Source organism: Synechococcus sp. UW69, assembly GCF_900474185.1.
In the GTDB taxonomy this organism is placed as follows: Bacteria; Cyanobacteriota; Cyanobacteriia; order PCC-6307; family Cyanobiaceae; genus Parasynechococcus.
Genome location: NZ_UCNW01000009.1, coordinates 378810 through 396217, shown reverse-complemented (window position 1 = coordinate 396217; position 17408 = coordinate 378810). Strand labels below are relative to the sequence as shown.

Genomic DNA, 17408 nt, shown 5'->3' with positions numbered 1-17408 from the left:
CCTCAATCGTTGCGGTCTTTCCAGCCGTCGCGGCTCAAGTGGCCCCAGCGTCCACGCCCCTGAAGGATGCGCTCCGCCAGCTCACGGACGGCCCCATGGCCGCCCTGACGGCGGACCACCGCATCGGCACCGCGCCGGACGGGCCAACAGGCGTCGGCGGGTGCGAACAACAGTGCCACCACCGGCCTGACTGCCAGATCGTTGAGGTCATCGCCCACAAAGGCCGTTTGCTCGGCGCTAATTCCCAGTTCGTTTTGAAGGGCTGTGAGGGCCGCCGGCTTGTCCTTGATCCCGACAAGGCAATGGCTGATGCCCAGTTGCCGGGCACGCACTTCTGTCGCTCCTCCCTGGCCACCACTGAGAAAGGCGACATGAAGACCTGCCTGTTGCAGCAAGCGGATCCCAAGACCATCGCGTACGTCGAAGCGCTTGCTCAGATGCCCTTCGGCATCAAACCAAAGGCCCCCATCGGTAAGAACACCGTCCACGTCCAGCACAAGCAGCTGAATCGATCTGAGGCGACGCCGAAGCAACCACCAGCGCAATTCGTTCATGCGAGCCCGGCCTGAACCAGATCATGTAGGCGCAGCAGACCCATTAGTTGATGCTCTTGATTCACCACGGGCAGCACAGAGATGGGTTTCCGTCGGTTGTGCTCCATCTGCTCCAGAGCCTTCACCACCAAAACATCGGCTTTCACCGTGATCGGATCGGCGGTCATCAAATCCTTGGCTGTCAGATGGCTCCAGGTTTCAGCGCCGTTATCCTGCAGGGCACGGCGAAGATCTCCATCCGTGAGGATGCCAAGAAGGCCCCCCGGGTTGTCTGGATTTTCGACCCAACCACTGCCGATGCCGTCGCGTGTCAGACCGCCGATCACCTCCGGTAATGGGGTGTGGGGCTGCAGGGGGTGGAGCTGACTGGCGGGCACCATCAGGTCGGCTGCCGTGAGGGTCAGCTGTTTGCCCAAGGATCCGGCGGGGTGATTCAGTGCGAAATCTGCTGGTGAGATACCGCGCCGTTCCATCCAAACCGCAGCCAAGGCATCGCCGATGGCCATAGCCACGGCTGTGCTGGCGGTAGGAGCCAGATTCAGAGGACATACTTCACGGTCCACGCCCGCTTCCAGCACCACGTCACTGCCGCGGGCCAAGGTGGAGTCAGCACGCCCAACGATGGCGATCCGACCCGTTCCGCGTCGGGTGAGATGGGGTAGCACCTCCAAGAGTTCCGTGGTCTCGCCGCTGTTGGACAGGAGCAGGCAGACGTCCTCGGCCGCCACCACACCCAGATCGCCATGGAGTGCGTCGGTGGGATTGAGGAACAGGGCCATGAGACCGATCGAAGAGAACGTGGCAGCGATCTTGCGAGCCACGATTCCGCTCTTGCCTACACCGGTGATTACAAGCTTGGCCTTGCGGTCTGCACAGTGCTCCAACAGGGCCAGGGCGGCCTCCACCTGGTCGCTGCTTAAACGTTCGGCAGCAGTGGCGATCGCTGAGGATTCCTCCTCAAGGCAGCGGGTGAGAGCGGACAAGGACCTGATCCGTGATGATCATCCCATTGTCCTGCACGCCACGCAATGGATCTTCCAGGTGTGCCGTCTTCTGTTCTGGAGGCACTAAAGAGTGCTGCGCGGTCGCTTGGTATCCCGCGTCTAGCACTAGTTGGTGGGGTCGTACGTGATCAGCTTCTGCTTCAAAGATGCGCCCACACCTGGTCTGATATACCTGATCTTGATTGGGTAGTAGAGGGCGATGCCGCTGCGCTCGTGGCGGAACTGATCCACCAACTTGGCTCCGAACGCATCAACGGTGTTGAAGAGCATGGAGCATTTGGAACAGTGACATTTCAGCTGGATGGTATTTCGGTGGATCTGGCTACGGCTCGACGGGAGCACTACCCCGCCCCGGCTGAGAATCCCATCGTCCGCCTAGGAACCCTCCAAGCTGACCTTGCGCGTCGGGACTTCACCATCAATGCCATGGCACTAGACGTGGTGAACAATGAGCTGATAGATCTACATGATGGACAAAAGGATCTCGTCGCTGGTCAGCTGAAGTTTCTGCACTCAGGCAGCGTGCAGGACGACCCAACCCGGGTCATCCGGGCCGCCCGCTACGCCGCAAGGCTGGGTTTCGAACTAGCTGGGGAGAGCCGTGAGCAAATCCGTATCACCATCGAGAAATGGCCCTGGAACTGGAGTCAGGGAGATGAAGCATTTTCCGCCCCACCAGCCCTGGCCAGTCGAATGAGGATGGAGCTAGGGCGGCTCCTGGAACGGGAACCCTGGGCAAAAGCCTTTGATTTGCTGGAGGAGTGGGGGGCGCTGACACTATTGGATCCGCAGCTTCAGACCGATCAACGACGTACGGAGCGGCTGCGCTGGGCCCAACGCCTGGACCTCCCATTGATGCCAGCTCTACTTGTGGCAGCAACGGACCCAGTAGCAATTGCACAACGGCTACAAATACATGGCAAGCAACAAAAATGGGTGCAGCAGTGTGGGGCTATTCGAGACTGGCTGGTGAATACCGCCCCGTCCTCGGAAGCCAATCCATCCATCTGGTCAACGGCTATTGAACAACAGGGCTGGGAACCGGAGGCGGTGGCCTTGGCTGTGTCCCTCAGGCCAGTGAAATGGAAGCCGCTACTGCGTTGGTGGGGCCGCTGGAGAAGAATTCAGGCACCACAGACGGCGCGGGAGCTAATCGCCGAAGGTTGGCAGCCTGGCCCAGGGATCGGGGAGGAATTGCGCAAACAGCGCAAAGCAGCACAGGACCTAAGCCGTTGAAAGAGTTATTCGGTCCAGAAATTGAAGCAAATTAGGAAAACAGAGGACAAAGGTCAAATTACAACATTAAAAGCAAATATCGACAACAAATAAGTGAGAAAAGACGCAGATTACGGCAAAAATTAAACAAGAACACACGCACTTGACAGACTAACAAAGTTATTTTAATCATTAATATATCAAGACAAAGCAGAGAGACTAACAACAAAAACAAAATAATCGAGACAAGAAAACAGAAGAACCAACCGAGAAAACCACCAAGAAATTATGAGCAAAAATATAAACCGCCAAGAAAGTGAACAGCCACAAGAAGATAAAGAAAGAATTTAAAATATAAACAATTGACAAACAAAAAACATTATCTATATGGAAAAACGCAAAGAACAAGAAAGAACAATATCAAAAAAAGTTCTATGAATAACTATTCAAAGAAAAGAAAAATATTAAGCAAAATTAGGGATTGTATGCTATTGCAAAGAAAGAGTAAAATGAACTGAGGTGAAGAATCTAGGCAAGCGGATGAAGAGATTCGAACTCTCGACCCTCTCCTTGGCAAGGAGATGCTCTACCACTGAGCTACATCCGCACAGAAGGAACAAGCCCTTCAGTGACCTAATCATGCACCATCACGTGCCGATCAGTCAACAAGCAAGCTAGGAGGGTGAGATGGATCTACAGAACGATGGAAACAAAGGAGGTCAATCTGAAAAAATCGGTAGAAACAAATCTTTTCAAACAAGACAAATAAAACATACAAAAGCATAAAAAAACTAAACGATCAATTAAAAACAAAAAGAGAATAGGTAAATCTCTAACAAAAAGGGTTGAATCAAAAAAAGGAGACAGGAAGAAGCAAAAGAATGGTAAAAATAAGATCATACAAAAACCAGAAACAGAGAGATTAAACAAATAAAAGAATTATGAAAGAAGATCGAGAATTTCGGTAAAGAAAGGAAGTTGCGCAAAGGATTTATCCAAGAAAACCTACTTGCAGGTCGACAAAATGGCTTAATGTATATTCAACCACATAAAAAGAAAATGTACAGATTAATTAGTGACATAAAGCGGATTAGGGGGGCGAGATGATAGAGTACAATTTTGAATAACAAACATGGCCAAGAGTATATTAATCACAGGTGGGACGGGAAGTTTTGGGAAAGCATTTCTAAAAAAAATATTGGAATCTAAACTATACGAAAGGATAGTAATTTACAGCAGGGATGAATTAAAGCAGTGGGAATTACAGCAAACATTCTCAATCCAAAAATATCCATCACTAAGATACTTTTTAGGGGATATAAGAGATAAGTCAAGACTGAGAGAGGCTCTGGAAAATATTGATGTAGTAGTTCATGCAGCAGCACTTAAGCAAGTACCTGCTGCTGAATACAATCCAATGGAATTCATCAAGACAAATGTACTAGGCGCGAACAACCTAATAGAAGCCTGCCTAGCAACATCTGTCAAAAAAGTAATTGCACTAAGCACTGATAAAGCAGCAGCACCAATAAATCTGTACGGAGCGACAAAATTGTGTTCAGACAAGTTGTTTGTAGCGGCTAATAATATCAAAGGCAATAAAGAAATCTTATTTAGCGTTGTAAGATACGGAAATGTCATGGGCTCAAGGGGTTCCGTAATTCCATACTTTTTGAATATGAAAAAATCGGGTAAATTACCAATAACTGATATAAAGATGACAAGATTCAACATCACTCTTGCGGACGGAGTAAAAATGGTCGAATGGGCGATGAACAATGCACTAGGTGGTGAGATATTCGTACCTAAAATACCAAGTTACAGGGTAATAGACGTAGCAGATGCTATAGATGAGACTTGCGAAAAAGATATAATTGGAATTCGACCAGGAGAAAAACTGCACGAAGAAATGATAACTGAATCTGACGCACCAAACACTATTGATATTGGTAAATATTATGCAATCCTGCCATCAGACAAAACATATGAGCAGAAATATATTGATGCAGGCATAACCTTCAAAAAATTTAGCCTAGAGAATGGATCATACAACTCAGGCACAAACTCCGAATTTCTTAGTGTAGAAAGCCTTAAGGAACTGATAAAGAATGAATGTAAAAACATAGATATCTAATTAAACTAAGGATTTAAGGTGTAGTAATTGAGAATGAGGGAGAATGCAAGTGGGTGCGACCGGTGGAAGAACAGACATGGATTGAATATTGCAAGCCATTGCAACAACTAATGCTTGTGAATTAAGACCACAGACAAGATCTGCGATAACAAGCGATTGATATAAATTAGAATTAGAATCAATAGTGATTAAAAAATCACTAGACATTGAAGCAAAAAATGGATTGTAGAAGTCAATATTTTGGGCCGGATGAGGTCTAAATATAATTTCAATTTCAGTGTTAGACGGAATATAACCTAGACTAATAAGAGGTTGGATTTTTGAAGTGAAGTAATCTAAAGTATAGAATTCCGGACAAACATCTAACAAATTCCAATTAGAGCGAATCGGTTCTAGCAGATAAATAATTCGAAACTTATCAACAAAAGGTTGAGAAAAACGTTTAATACGTTCACATAAAACATGATTTTGTGTATGCACAAGCCATGAATTTTCAACTAATATGATTGCAAGATTTGGAAACAACCTAGTAGAAATCTCGAAAGCGTAATTATCTGAGACCCACAACAGATCGGGCAATACAATAGAACCTGAGAAGGTAAAACGTTCAACATAATTAACCCAATGATCAACTACTGCAATAGAAAATATGTTGTGCTTCTTTGCAAAACGCCTTACAATGTCTTCAATATCTGAAGACCAACTAGTACCGGAAATAACACAGTCACAAGTTTCAAGTATGGTATCAAACTGATGATTAAGTATCGAACCAAAATAATCACTAAAAATATCGAAAGCTGGGCCTGAGAGAACAAAAAGGCACTTCTGACGAAAGTGTTTAATCCAATGTAAAATCAGATGGGCGGAACCAGCATCATGTGCACAAACAAGAATACGATTATAATTATTGTTTGTTGCTAGTGAAAAGGGAGTAATGGAGGAGGTCATAGGGAATACTATCAACTAATTCATGATGCTTGCGGACGGACTCAAGTGACATACCTGATTTTTCCATAATTCTAACCATGGCAAGATTTGGACGAAGAGTTCCGCCGCAAATTTTTCGTATATGTGGATCTGATTTAAGAAATGAAATAACTGAGGCCCAAGCTTCAGAGCCATATCCGGTACCATAAGTAGAGTCAATACCTATTAATAAACCAACATTAACAGTGCCATGATTTGGTTGCTTATAAATAGTGAGAGATCCTATCAATTGCTCACTTGATTTCAAAGTAATAGCAAGAAATAAATTAGGAGAATTTGAGAAGGAACGAATATAGTTAATTGCTGACTCGCGAGTATGTGTATAAAACCTCTGATTACTATACCTCATAAGTTGTCGGTCATTAAGCCAAGAAAGATATGTTTCTGAAATATCAGCACAAGAAAAAGAGCGGATTAACAGCCGTGGCGTTTCGAGGCTGAAAGACATTATAATAAGCTGAAAGGATTCTAATTATGAACGAGTGGATTCCATATGGCAAGCATGCCATTACTGACCAAGATATCGAATATGTCGTCCAAGCCTTAAAGAGTGAAACAATAACTCAAGGGCCTCGAGCCGAAATGTTTGAAAGAGGAATTGCAGAGACTTGTGGGAGCAAATATGGTGTGACATTTAATAGTGCAACAAGCGCACTTCACGCAGCAAATATAGCATTAGGGGTAAAAAAAGGAGATATTGTATGGACAAGTACGATCAGTTTTGTTGCAAGCGCAAATTGTGCAATCTATTGTGGAGCTGATGTAGATTTTATAGATTGCGATATAAATACTGGGTTGATTTCACTTAAAGAACTAGGTGTTAAGTTAGAAAATGCTAGTAAAATTAATAAACTTCCAAAAGTCATAATACCAGTGCATTTGGGTGGCTCATCCTGCGACATGCGTGAGATGTCAGAATTGTCAGAGATATATGGATTTCACATAATCGAAGATGCAAGCCATGCGATTGGTAGTACATATGATGGTGAACCTGTTGGGAATTGCAGATATAGCGATATAACAGTATTTAGTTTTCATCCCGTAAAGATAATAACATCTGGAGAAGGCGGGTGTGCTGTCACAAACAACGTAGACATTAAAAACAAATTATCAACAATAAGATCACATGGTATAAAAAGAAGTAATTTTGAATTCGAAAGTCCAGGTGATTGGTACTATGAAATGCAGTCAGTTGGTTTCAACTATAGAATGAATGATTTACAAGCTTCTTTAGGCTTGAGCCAATTAGAAAGGCTTCAAAAGATAATACGAGAACGAAGGAGACAGATCCAAGTTTACAAAGATCTAATAACAGACATCAAGGAGATAAGAATAATCACGGAACCAATATACAGCAAAAGCTGTTACCACCTTGCAATTATTCAGATAATGAATATCACAAAGAGAAATCATTCAAAGCTATTTAAATACATGAGAGAAAATGGAATTGGAGTACAACTTCACTATTGGCCAATTCATCTACAACCCTTTTACAGAAAACTTGGGTTCCAAGAAGGAGATTTTCCTAATGCAGAAACATATTCAACAACCAGTTTTAGTATTCCATTATATCCAGGCTTAACTGGAGATTCCCAAAAAAAAGTAGTGCAAGTACTTGGAACAGGTCTAGGAACTATATGAACGGAAAATTAAGTGTACTACTTGTTGGGCTTGGAAATATAGGCTGCAAGTATGATTTACATGAGTCATTGATTGAAAATAACCACGAGATCACTTCTTCAATCAGAACACATGCTAGTGCGGTATTTACGCACAGAAACACAGAATTAAAGGCTGCAGTAGACCCATCAGTGGAAGCAAGAAGTGACTTTGAAAAAAAATATCTATTGAAAGCATATTGTCATATTGAGGAATGTGCCAAAGCATTCGGGCAAAAAGATTTTGATTTAATAATAATATGCGTACCTACTGAATATCAGCTTAAGACAATAAAAGAGATACTAGATAGATTTGAACCGAAGGGCTTACTGCTGGAGAAACCAATTGGCATATCGTTCGCAGAATCGAGAAGAATATCCAATATAATTAATAAAAGCAACGTTAAACATGTAGGGGTAAATTACATACGGAGATACTTACCAGCCGTGATACAAACAAAAGAATTTATAAGCAAAATGAAGTTGGGAAAGTTTATAAATGGGACAATCAAGTACGGGAAAGGGATAAGAACCAACGGCTCACATTTTGTGAATCTTGCGGAATATTGGGTAGGCTCATTAAAATGCATGATTAAAATCAAGAACGATAACTGCCTAATAGATTATGATGAAGAAAGAACGCTATTATTGATGCCCATAGATAATCCAATGGGACATATACTAGTACAAAGCTTTGGATCGTTGCCAATAAAAGCTGGGATAGTTGATTTATGGTTTGAAAATGGGAGAATCGTGTGGGAAGAGGGTGGAGAGACCATCACAATTTGGGACTATGAATTAAAAGAAGATGGGTACTACGCGCTGAAACTCAAACCCAAAATAATTGAGACTGATATATCTCACTATCAATATTATGTACTGGATACAATTATAAATGAAATTCTTGAGAAGACTTCGCAAGGTATATCGTGTACACTTGAAGAAGCTATGTCGACAATGCACCTTATTGATGAAACAAGTGCACCGAACAGCCAACCCTCTGGCATGCGAGGGAGGTTCAAAATTAATTGAGGCGCCCTTTAAAAAGTACAACTCAATTGGGAGTGAAGAGGTACAAGCAGCAAACAGAGTCTTAAATTCTGGATGTTTGTCAGCTTTTGTTGGCGGTAAAGGTCAATATTTCTTGGGTGGCGAAGAAATTATTCAACTTGAAGAAGACGCAAAAGATTATTTTAGAGTAAGGAATGTGATCGCAGTAAATTCATGGACATCGGGATTAATCGCTTGTGTCGGAGCAATTGGTATTGAGCCTGGGGATGAAATAATAGTGCCTACTTGGACTATGGCCGCTACAGCGACATGCGTATTACATTGGAATGCAATCCCGGTATTCGCAGATATAGATCCTCAAACATTTAATATTGATCCAAGATCAATTGAAGAAAAAATAACTAAACGTACAAAAGCTGTAATAGCTGTAGATATTTTTGGGCAGAGTTGCAACATAAAAAGGATTAGGGAGATAACCGATAAAAACAACATAACCCTGATCACAGATACTGCCCAATCACCAGGTGCGATCAGTGGTGACTCTTATGCAGGGACAAATTCAGATATTGGAGGATTTAGTTTAAATTATCACAAACATATCCATTGTGGAGAAGGTGGATTAATCATAACAAATGACGATAAATTAGCAGAAAGAACAAGGTTAATCAGAAATCATGGTGAGGCAGTTATTGAGTCGAACAATCCACATGAGCTGAAAAATATCATAGGTTATAATTTTCGTCTTGGTGAAATTGAAGCAGCAATTGCTAGAGAGCAGTTAAAAAAACTTTCATCAATAGTAATTAGAAGACAAGAGATAGCAGGAAAACTGAATGTAGGACTAGCAAACTTAAAAGGGTTAAAGCTTCCGTATATAGATAAGGAACAAACGCATGTTTACTATGTATATGGATTACTATTAGAACTAGATAAATTAAAGAGAGACAGGAATTGGATCTATAAAGCATTGGAAGCGGAAGGTGTACAAGGATTAATGAAGGGGTATGCCAATATTCATCTTTTACCAATCTTTCAAAATAAAATTGCTTATGGTACTAATGGATTTCCATGGAACGAGAGTGATATTGATTACAAGAAGGGTATATGTCCAGTAGCTGAAAGATATCATGACGAAGAATTTCTAGGGCTTCAGCTATGTATGTATGAGTTTGAGAATAGTGAAATTAATCAGCTGATTGAGGCATTCCAAAAGGTATGGGCATTCCTATGAAACAAAGTATTGCAATACTACCTGCCAGAGGAGGAAGTAAAAGAATTCCCAAGAAAAATATTAAAGAATTTTGTGGAATGCCAATAATCTATTGGTCAGTGAAGGCAGCTTTTGAATCAATGTGTTTTGATGAAATAATCGTAAGTACTGATTGCGAAGAAATTTCTGAATATTCAAAATCATTAGGTATTAATGTGCCATTCGTCAGACCAAAGCATTTCTCTGACGATCATTCAACTACACGAGAAGTGATAAACCATGCGATAGATTATCTTGATTCTACAAATAAAGATTACAATTTGATTTGTTGTATCTATCCAACTGCAGCCCTGGCAATACCGGAGGATATAAGGATTGCCAAGGAGATGCTGCAACAAAATCAATTTAATAATGTGGTTTTTCCGGCTACAAATTTTTCATATCCTGTCGAAAGATCGTTTAGAATCAATAACAACAAAGAAGCTGAGATGATGTTTCCAGAGTATTTTAATACTAGAAGCCAAGATCTACAGAGCTGTTACCATGATGCGGGTCAATTTTACTGGGCAGAAAAAGATACGTGGTTAAAGAAAGAAAATCTATTTGATGGTTCTACACCATTAATTATTCCTAATTATAGAGTGCAAGACATTGATAATGAAGAGGATTGGATAAGAGCAGAGATAATGGCCAAAAGCCTCGGTCAAACAAATGAATCATTTAAACATTTTTCACTTCACAAATAAAGATGCAGAATCAAAAAGTTGTCATTCAAGACAAAGAAAGCAGCATTACTCTCTATCATAAAAATAATATCATCCTGCAAACATATCAAATTGAATGCAAAGAAAAAAAGGCAATAGACTACCTTCAGGATGAATGGAATGATGACGACCTAAGCTCATTTACAAAACTATGTGAACTACTCGAATGGGATACAATAGCCATAATGCTTGTAGACAAAAAAGTAGTAATTGGATCTAGTGTTGGCGGAAGCATAACTTATGTTATGCCAAAAAATAACTCAGTCAATCTATCAAAATCAGAAAAAAGTCTTACAGAGTATACCAATAGTATGAATCAAAAAGTGATCAAAGATGCAATCAAACCTTCTAATCGATCTTTGTACAGTATGAGTAGCTTCCAAGAAGATAAATACTTCCAGAATATACTATGCCCTGGAATGATTCATATTTACAAGGGGCAAACTTGCTTAAGTGAGTTCTGGCACCTTGAGATTAGTAACTTTGCCGAGGATTCGTATAACGAAAAAAAGCATATGAATGCTTTTTGTGAGAGATTAATTGGATCATTAAATGAGGTTATTGATAACAAGTATTCATTACCGCAAACACTTATGCTTTCTTCCGGAATTGACTCTTCTGTGGTAGCAGCGGCAATAAGTAATTTAGATAGCAATAAAAAGGATTCCATTTGTTGTGTCAACTTTAGACATAATCCATATGTACATGAAGCAATTCAGTCGGAATTTATGGCAAAACAATTAGACCTTAATTTTTGTGGAGTACCAGAGTATGGATTGGCTTCTATTACGAGTAATGGCAACTATTCTCTAAATGTGTCGAAAAAGAATTGGGATGCTTTGAGAGGAAGAACACATATGTCGCAATCGGTATTAAATATGGATCAAGCCGCAGTCCCATTCTTTGGATTTCATACTTCAATTGGAGGAACAACTGGCCCAACCAATCTTCAGATTTTTCATCACTTAGATTACAATAAGTACAGCTCATTACATAAGAGAGATTACTTAAACAATTTTGAATATTTAAAAAATTTGAGAGAAACTTTTCAATGCAAAATTCAGTATACGTTGAAAATTGAAAACAGCTACCTTGCAGATAAGGTAAATGACTTACTTGGCTGCTACTCATATCTGGCAACAAGAGTGTGCAACGAACGCTTTATTGGAAATAAACAAAAATCGTCAAATTTGTTAATCATGAGAGATGATTTTTTGCACTATGCCAATCTCAATTTTATATTATATAAAATTTCTAGCTCAAAAATGATTCAATCTCTAGACAAAAGAAACTATAATTCGACTATAGCTCAAAAGATTCTCAAAATATTTACTTTTATGTTGCACCACACAAGAACACAAACTGGTTTTAGAAATTATTCGATCGCTAGACAGAAAAGTCCATGCGAGCCTTTGCTAACTTCGGCAATTGCAAAACTATTCTTGAGCATACGGATTGACGATACCTTAACTAGTGACTCAAAAAAACTACTCTTCGATGCATTCAAAAATTTAAGCGGAGTGAGTTTTGAGCAACTATACAAACAGTCTGAAATATTAAAAGAAGAGGCAAAAAATTCAAGTATGCGCAGACGAATTGATTCAGAGCTGGGGAGAAAACATCCGATGTTGAACGAAGATATTATCAACTTTATTCTAGAAAAATACAACCCTCTCATCAGTGCAGGATTTCGAAGTGGCCTAATTGAAAAAGATAAATTTAAAGAGGTTCTGGCAACAACAAGGGGGCTAAAACTGGTCCGATATATAGATAAAATTATTAGCACCTTGTCAATCCTTCCAGCACACAAAGAAATTTAAACAGCGAGCAATAAATCTTGATGAAATGTGCTATAGTAATTAGGCTATAAGTAATCTGTTGAAAAGCACACAAGATCAAAAAGCATTGCATGCTTCAAGGCAAAGAGAAGTCGATGAATTCGAAAAATATTTTTCTGAATTTTTATCCTCAATTAATTGTGAGGTAGATAGAGTTGATATTGGATGTCCGAAATGTGGAAAGAAAAATAACACACTTTTTTCAAAAAATGGTGGTCAATACTCTCATTGCAATGACTGCAATATAGTATATTTAAACAATTACTTTGTCTCAGATATACTCAACAAATTTTACATTAATTACCCATCAAATACCCAGAGCTGGCATGAAAAAGAGATAGATTTTTATAAGAACATATTTACTGCCGGCTCTACTATGATAGAAGAATTTTGTAATCAGTCTCAAATAGACGTGCTTGATATAGGTTGTAGCACTGGATTATTTTTAAAAGTATTTTCCGATGTTTCAACTATTAGAGCCAAAACATTTGGTATTGAGCCAAATATTAAAGAAAGTAATTTTGCGTTATCGCAAGGAATAAATATTATTGGCTCATCAATAGGTGAAGTGAATAGGAGTTTTGATGTAATTACTTTATGGGATGTACTAGAACACATTCCAGACCCAATCGCATATATTAAAAATATTAAAGCTAATTTAAAGCCTGGAGGTCTTTTGTTTATACAAATTCCGACTTGTGACTCTCTATCAGCGAGAGTTCTCCGAGAACATTGTAATATGTTTGATGGCATTGAACATCTAACTTTATTTGGAATACGTGGTATTCAGGAGACGCTTGAATTTTGTGGTTTCGAAATTCTAAAAATTCGAACTGTTATAGATGACAGCTTTGCAATCACTAATTATATGAACTATGACAATCCTTATAATCCACAATACACCTCACACTCGAAGATAAATGATTTATTCTCATCCGATATAATTTTAGAAAACAATCTAGGCTATAAAATCCAAGTTGTATCAAGAGTAAAATGAAATATTGTACAAGGTGTTTGTATCCTGAAACAAAGCCAAGTCTCAGATTTAACTCTGAAGGTATCTGTTCAGCTTGCCAATGGTATGAAAGAAAACAATCTAATAACTTTTATACTCAAAACAAACAATCCGATTTAATCGATTTAATCAAATCTAACAAAGTAAATCCTAATTATGATTGTATTATCCCTGTTTCTGGTGGGAAAGATAGCACTTATCAAGTATGGAAAATCAAGCAATTAGGGCTTAATCCACTATGTGTAACAGCTCCGACAGATTTACTGACAGATTTAGGTAGACAAAATTTAGAAAACTGTAAGAATATGGGTGTTGATCACATTGAGTTTACGGTGAATAAGGATGTTAGAAAAAAAATAAATCGTTATGCATTGGAAACTGTTGGAGACATTCAGTGGCCTGAGCATGTTCTTATATTTACAATACCAATTCATGCCTCTGTAATGTTTGAAATACCAATTATTATTTGGGGTGAAAATTCTGTGAGAGAATATGGTGCGGGGCGTATTGAAGATGAAAATTTTGGTGTAACATTTGACAGACAATATTTGGAAGAAAACTGTGGGTTTAATGGTCTGAGAGTTACTGATTTAATTGATTGTCTTGATCTTAATCCGTGCCACTTAGCTCTATACGAATATCCAGAATCAACAAAAGTTGAGAATATTAATACCAAAGGGATTTTTCTCGATGATTATTTCCCATGGAATGGGATGACTAATCAGTTTATAGCACAAGCTCAAGGTTTTACTGTAAGCTCAAATAACATACTAGGTACATTAAGTAACTCTGAAAATCTAGATAATTACTTTCATGGAATTCATGATTACCTTAAATTTCTTAAATATGGATTTAGCCGTTCGACAGACATGGCCTGTAATTGGATTAGACGAGGTTTATTAACTCGAGAAGAGGCAATAAAACTTATTGAAGGAAACGACGGAATATATCCATTTAAGTATCTTGACAAGGATTTAGAAGATATACTTTCTACAATTGACATGTCTGTTAAAGAGTTCGACAAAATTTGTGATGACTTTACTAATTATTCACTGTTTGAAACTGATGCTAACTCAAATCTTGTTCTTAAGCACAAATCTCCAGTACTAAAGCATCCTATTTCTCTATGATTTACATAGTTCCCTTTAATTTCTGCAACCTTCAAAGTATATATGCATATATGCACAAATCAAATCACGACTATTTGCCATTTACAAGTGATGTATCTTTGCAAGATGAAGACGTGATTATAATACCTGGTGTTGGAACATTTGCTGAAGGAATGAAATTCCTTCAGCAGCAGGAATTTACTAAGAAAATCGTAAATCATTTTCTGAGAGGAAATAAAATTATTGGAATTTGTCTAGGCATGCAACTGTTCTTTCAGCATAGTGAAGAATCGCCAAATATCGAAGGTTTATCAATTATTGAAGGATCCGTGACTAAATTAAAAAAAGATTCGATTTCAAGAATTCCCCATCTAGGTTGGAATGAAATGAGCTTAAATACCAGTTCTGGTGATCAGATATTTGATGATTTGGTGAAGGCAAAAGACTTTTATTTTGTTCATAGTTATGAGTGTTGTCCTTCCAATAAAAATCTAATTATAGCTAGTGTATTAGCTGAAAATCACCATGAAATAACTGCGATTGTAAAATCAAGAATGACTTTTGGTTTACAGTTTCATCCAGAGAAAAGTGGGCCTGCCGGCTTCAAACTCTTGCACTCCATAATTAACAACTCATGAAATTTCGTGTTATTCCTTTAGCCCTTTTATCGAATGGCTCTAACGTTGTAACTAGTCAACATTTTAGTCCATGGAGGACAATTGGAAGTCTTTCTCAACATTTAAAGCTTCAAGTTTCTCGTCAAGCCGATGAAATATATATAATAGATATTAATTCAACAGTAAAAAATGAATTAATATCTCAAAGAATATTCCAATTGATTCATAAGCAATGCGATATTCCTGTAGCAGTAGGTGGAGGAATTAAGAATGTTAAACATGCAGAACAATACATACAACGAGGTGCTGATAAAATTATTTTAACAGGTATATTTTTAGATGATCCAGAACGTGTCCAAGAAATTTCTAATTCAATTGGATTCCAAAGTGTTGCTCTTAAGTTAGATTTTAAATACGATGAGGCTTCTTCCTCCCTACGTTTATGGGACTATAGATCTAAATCTTATTCATCTATGAGTATTGATGAAGTTGTCAGATACTTAGAAAAAAATCCAGTTGGCGAGCTAGTTCTTACAGATGTAGATAAGGATGGCTCTATGAAAGGAATTAATTTTTCACTAATTCAGCATTTTTTAGGTCTAGATACCCCTATAGTCCTAAGCTGTGGTGCTGGCAGTCCTATCGATTTTTTAGATGCTGCAAAAGCTAATCTAATTTCAGGAATAGCAGCTAGCTCAATTTTTTGCTATACAGAACATACACCATGTACAATCAAGCAAACCTTAAATTCTAATGGGTACAATGTAAGAAGATGATCAAATTTTTAATATCTTGTCTATAATAAATAGCATTTTCATTTCAATTTTTGAAATATCTGAGTTTAACTTATCTTGAATTTTACTTGAGATGCAGCCAGATAAATCTATTAGGCTATTAGCACCCAAAGCAATTCTCATTGCGGTTTGACTGCTATTATTATATTCAAATGTTACTGGCTGACAAAGATGAATATTAAGACTCAGAATTTGCTTAAATTCTGAGTCATTATTATCTAAATGGGGGGAAATGTCAGTCATTAGTAGGCTGTAAATTTTACGACACTCTTCTTGACTCAAAGGTCTTCCCTTATAAAATAAAATAAAAGGAAAAATGGTGCTGAGAAGGATGTCATTTTCATAGGAATGGCTAAACTGCATATTGACTTTCTTGCATATTAGTTGGGAATTATTTTTAAAAAGTGAATCACATCTTTTACAGAAGAGGTTTATGACTTCTGTTAACCTATGCTGTTTAATACCTGCAAACCTCTCAGCGTTGTACATAAAAGACTCAAGCCGTAAAAACAAACTATCATGATTCGGAGAATGATGAATTGAGTCAAATTTTGTCAACCGTGTAGGAAAACAGACCCTCGAAAAGTACTGGTTTAAGGAATCTGGTAGCGCCGATTTATAATCATTTATTCTATCTCGCATAATTGCAGGCAAAAGCATTATTCCAGAAAATGTTACACCTTCAAAAAACTTTGACCCTGAAAGTAGTATTATTCTACCCATAGATAACCATTCATTGATGCATTGATGATTAAGTCTAAATTGACATGCATCTACAATTACATCAATTTTACCAGGATATCGTTGCTCTAAAAGGTTGACTACTGAGAGTGAAGGGTAAACTCTACCCAATTTGCTACCATAAATTAGGTGAATTTGTACATGATAGTCATCTTGAATTAATTCCGATACTAACGACAAGAGTTCATTTTCATTACAAATTTGACTATTCAAAGAGTTTATCTTTGTTCCAGATGTATACGAGAAAAGGTCTACTGATTCGAAACCGGAAAGTCTTGCCCCTTTAGCAACAGAAGTTCCATGATTATCATAATTACAAAAGTGAGACAATTTAGAGGCATGCCTTGAGCCAGATCCTATTTCTTCTGGCAGAGATACTATATTTGCACATTTTTTATTTGTTGAGATGCCATAGAGTGTTGCAATCATTTCAATGTCTGTTCCAGATGAGCCAAAGATTATATCAACATCATCATCTAAATCAAAAATAGATCTTATTCTATCTCGTAGATGTTGCCACATATCAATAGTTGAACCACCACAGTCTTCAAGTTGCTGCAAAAGAGTGTTAAGGTAATTAAACTGACCAAGTTGTACATTCGTAGCTGTTGCAGATGAATAAGATAGGTAATTATCATATGGATTTAATTTACATGAATACTTATTGCTGAGAGAATCACTATCTAATGAATTACGATCATCTGAAAAACCAAATAATCTTTGTTGGAGAGGGTAAGACATTAATTAATTAAATAGT

16 protein-coding genes and 1 tRNA gene are annotated in these 17408 nt (G+C 38.6%); 11 read left to right on the top strand and 6 right to left on the bottom strand.

Translation table 11 applies throughout. From position 1 onward, the window contains the following. Positions 1 to 2: 2 nt before the first annotated feature. Both DXY29_RS09615 and DXY29_RS09610 read right to left on the bottom strand, forming a co-directional pair. Positions 3 to 554 (bottom strand): HAD family hydrolase, encoded by a 552-nt coding sequence (locus DXY29_RS09615; protein ID WP_115024794.1) that lies wholly within the window; start codon positions 552 to 554, stop codon positions 3 to 5. Continuing rightward, the gene (locus DXY29_RS09610; RefSeq protein WP_115024793.1) at positions 551 to 1537 is read right to left on the bottom strand and encodes an SIS domain-containing protein; all 987 of its coding nucleotides are present in this window, start codon (positions 1535 to 1537) and stop codon (positions 551 to 553) included. Before DXY29_RS09610 ends, DXY29_RS09615 begins: the two co-directional genes overlap by 4 nt. Positions 1538 to 1582: 45 nt before the next feature. Between DXY29_RS09610 and DXY29_RS09605 the strand changes: the two genes are divergently transcribed. Next, entirely contained in the window at positions 1583 to 2794 is a 1212-nt protein-coding gene (locus DXY29_RS09605; protein WP_115024792.1) for a CCA tRNA nucleotidyltransferase, read from the top strand. A 514-nt stretch (positions 2795 to 3308) separates the two neighbouring features. Here DXY29_RS09605 and DXY29_RS09600 read toward each other — a convergent pair. Next, positions 3309 to 3380, bottom strand: a tRNA-Gly gene (locus tag DXY29_RS09600). 525 nt (positions 3381 to 3905) lie between these two features. On the opposite strand from DXY29_RS09600, the gene pseB reads away from it, so the two are divergent. Next, positions 3906 to 4907, top strand: a complete 1002-nt coding sequence (gene pseB, locus DXY29_RS09595) for a UDP-N-acetylglucosamine 4,6-dehydratase (inverting) (protein ID WP_115024791.1) — start codon at positions 3906 to 3908, stop codon at positions 4905 to 4907. Here the strand turns inward: pseB and DXY29_RS13070 are convergent, their stop codons facing one another. Next, positions 4908 to 5855: a hypothetical protein gene (locus DXY29_RS13070; protein WP_136987746.1), complete on the bottom strand. Its 948-nt coding sequence runs from the start codon at positions 5853 to 5855 to the stop codon at positions 4908 to 4910. Then, a complete protein-coding gene (locus DXY29_RS09590) occupies positions 5812 to 6342 on the bottom strand; it encodes a GNAT family N-acetyltransferase (protein ID WP_115024790.1) in 531 nt (176 codons plus the stop codon). Before DXY29_RS09590 ends, DXY29_RS13070 begins: the two co-directional genes overlap by 44 nt. A gap of 26 nt (positions 6343 to 6368) precedes the next feature. Here DXY29_RS09590 and pseC point away from each other — a divergent pair, with 26 nt between their 5' ends. The 9 genes from pseC to DXY29_RS09545 are packed head-to-tail and all read left to right on the top strand — an operon-like array spanning position 6369 to position 15892. Beyond that, a complete protein-coding gene (gene pseC / locus DXY29_RS09585; protein WP_115024789.1) occupies positions 6369 to 7535 on the top strand; it encodes a UDP-4-amino-4,6-dideoxy-N-acetyl-beta-L-altrosamine transaminase in 1167 nt (388 codons plus the stop codon). Further along, on the top strand, positions 7532 to 8584 hold the full coding sequence (locus DXY29_RS09580; protein WP_115024788.1) for a Gfo/Idh/MocA family protein: 1053 nt from the start codon (positions 7532 to 7534) through the stop codon (positions 8582 to 8584). Before pseC ends, DXY29_RS09580 begins: the two co-directional genes overlap by 4 nt. Beyond that, positions 8523 to 9794, top strand: coding sequence for a DegT/DnrJ/EryC1/StrS aminotransferase family protein (locus DXY29_RS09575; protein ID WP_115024787.1), 1272 nt, complete (start codon positions 8523 to 8525; stop codon positions 9792 to 9794). Before DXY29_RS09580 ends, DXY29_RS09575 begins: the two co-directional genes overlap by 62 nt. Further along, the gene (gene pseF, locus DXY29_RS09570; RefSeq protein ID WP_198410539.1) at positions 9779 to 10519 is read left to right on the top strand and encodes a pseudaminic acid cytidylyltransferase; all 741 of its coding nucleotides are present in this window, start codon (positions 9779 to 9781) and stop codon (positions 10517 to 10519) included. Before DXY29_RS09575 ends, pseF begins: the two co-directional genes overlap by 16 nt. 2 nt (positions 10520 to 10521) lie before the next feature. Beyond that, positions 10522 to 12357, top strand: a complete 1836-nt coding sequence (locus DXY29_RS13065) for a hypothetical protein (RefSeq protein ID WP_136987745.1) — start codon at positions 10522 to 10524, stop codon at positions 12355 to 12357. A 58-nt stretch (positions 12358 to 12415) separates the two neighbouring features. Beyond that, complete coding sequence (locus DXY29_RS13060; protein ID WP_136987744.1) at positions 12416 to 13372, top strand: class I SAM-dependent methyltransferase; 957 nt, start codon at positions 12416 to 12418, stop codon at positions 13370 to 13372. A gap of 17 nt (positions 13373 to 13389) precedes the next feature. Beyond that, positions 13390 to 14520 (top strand): N-acetyl sugar amidotransferase, encoded by a 1131-nt coding sequence (locus DXY29_RS09555; RefSeq protein WP_198410538.1) that lies wholly within the window; start codon positions 13390 to 13392, stop codon positions 14518 to 14520. Beyond that, positions 14517 to 15137, top strand: coding sequence for an imidazole glycerol phosphate synthase subunit HisH (hisH, locus tag DXY29_RS09550; protein WP_115024782.1), 621 nt, complete (start codon positions 14517 to 14519; stop codon positions 15135 to 15137). The genes DXY29_RS09555 and hisH overlap by 4 nt, the downstream gene beginning before the upstream one ends. After that, complete coding sequence (locus DXY29_RS09545; RefSeq protein ID WP_115024781.1) at positions 15134 to 15892, top strand: HisA/HisF-related TIM barrel protein; 759 nt, start codon at positions 15134 to 15136, stop codon at positions 15890 to 15892. The genes hisH and DXY29_RS09545 overlap by 4 nt, the downstream gene beginning before the upstream one ends. On the opposite strand, the gene DXY29_RS13055 is transcribed toward DXY29_RS09545, so the two are convergent. Then, positions 15893 to 17392: a hypothetical protein gene (locus DXY29_RS13055; RefSeq protein ID WP_136987743.1), complete on the bottom strand. Its 1500-nt coding sequence runs from the start codon at positions 17390 to 17392 to the stop codon at positions 15893 to 15895. Positions 17393 to 17408: the final 16 nt, after the last annotated feature.